This window comes from Microbacterium sp. TPD7012 (genome assembly GCF_003075395.1).
In the GTDB taxonomy this organism is placed as follows: Bacteria; Actinomycetota; Actinomycetes; order Actinomycetales; family Microbacteriaceae; genus Microbacterium.
Map to the genome: position 1 here is coordinate 1 of NZ_QDFV01000017.1, position 1428 is coordinate 1428.

General features: G+C 64.7%; 3 protein-coding genes. All 3 read left to right on the forward strand.

Translation table 11 applies throughout. From position 1 onward, the window contains the following. Positions 1-102 precede the first annotated feature (102 nt). Positions 103-423, forward strand: a complete 321-nt coding sequence (locus DC434_RS19935) for a hypothetical protein (RefSeq protein WP_133192774.1) — start codon at positions 103-105, stop codon at positions 421-423. A 193-nt stretch (positions 424-616) separates the two neighbouring features. Beyond that, complete coding sequence (locus DC434_RS19940; RefSeq protein WP_116634143.1) at positions 617-1042, forward strand: hypothetical protein; 426 nt, start codon at positions 617-619, stop codon at positions 1040-1042. Further along, positions 1042-1428: hypothetical protein (locus DC434_RS19945; RefSeq protein ID WP_207770010.1), on the forward strand; the 387-nt coding region annotated here is incomplete at its 3' end. The genes DC434_RS19940 and DC434_RS19945, both read left to right, overlap by 1 nt.

Consider the following 1428-nt stretch of genomic DNA (forward strand, 5'->3'; position numbering starts at 1 on the left):
GATCGAACACTGCASASGTAACGGGTACGTGTTCGATCCGACGACGATGCAGGCGTATCGTCCCTGACCTGAGGAATGACAATGGCACACGAGGTTCTGACCGTGGATGACGTCCTCGCCCTGGTCGGCGAACTACGCCCCGCTGCGAATCAGTTGGTGAGGAAGTCGGATGTCGAACTCGGCTTCGTCATCTACGACGCGTTCAGTGTCCGCGGATTGTACGACGACTACGGCAGCGGCAACTGGGGATTCAGTATTGCTTTGGGCGGAGACGCCGTCGTGTCCACTGTTCTCGGGCGGCGCCTGGGTATTCGCGGCACTCGGGACGAAGTGCGATCGGCTCTCGAAGCCGTCGACGAGTACGCGCGTCTGAGGCTCGGGCCCGAGTATCTCGCCGCGCACGAGGCTGCTTACGGCAGCTGATGCCATCGCGTCGAAGACTAGCCCGATCGTGACGGAATCCTGTGCGCCGTGGAGAGTCGCTCTGTGAAAGGACCCATGCGCCTCCGCGGAGAGCGAGGCCGGCACTGAGTGAATCGACGCCGAGTCCGCACGACAGTGGCGGGAATTGAGCGAACTGGATATGGACAAGGAACCCCGCAGATATCCTGAAAGCATGACGGCAGGGTCGCTCGGGATCCAGGTGATGCGCGAAGGGATCGTGCGAGACGCCGCTGTGTCGTGGCGGTTCGAGGAGCCCTTCTCCTGGGTCGTGGAGGTACGCGGTTCCGGATTCGGAACGGCCGAAGCACGCGCGGACGACGCCTTCGAGGCGCTCTGTCTCGTGCGGGAAGAGCTCGAGCCATTCGGCTGGCGGATCGGCGTAGCGGGTGCGCAGATCGACGTCTGGCCCAGCGGCATGGCTCGTGATCAGGGCGGCGGTCTGCGCGCGTATCGGATGACGTCCGAGAGCGTGGGGGATCTCGTGGACACGTTCGCGCCGGTGGATCCCGCGTCGGTGACCACGGTGGCCGTGCAGCGGGCGGAGACCGAGCGGCTGTACGAGGCGATTCGACATCGGGCGCGAACGGATGAGGACTGATGAAGAATCTGACCTACGGCGGCATCATCGCTGCTGCGGGAAATGTCTCTGTCCCCGCGACGGTTGCCGTAGTGCAGGACTTCGATCGCCCCAACGGCAGGGAGTACGCGGTCTCCGTCGAGTTCGATCAGCACGTGTTCACGGGCCTGGGCGCGGACGCGTTCTGGGCTTTCGAGAGAGCGCGTGAACAGTATGAGCCTCTGGGGTGGAGGGTCGCGGTCCAGGGCGCATCGGTGCGTTGCTTTCCCAGCGGAATGCAGGGCGAGGCGGGCGCCCTCATGGTGTACAGGCACCCGGAATCGCTGGAAGATGCGCAACCGGAGCCGGTGGTGACCTTCGCGGCCGGACACGACTCTCCCGCTCGGTCCGCCGCACTCCTGAGGCGC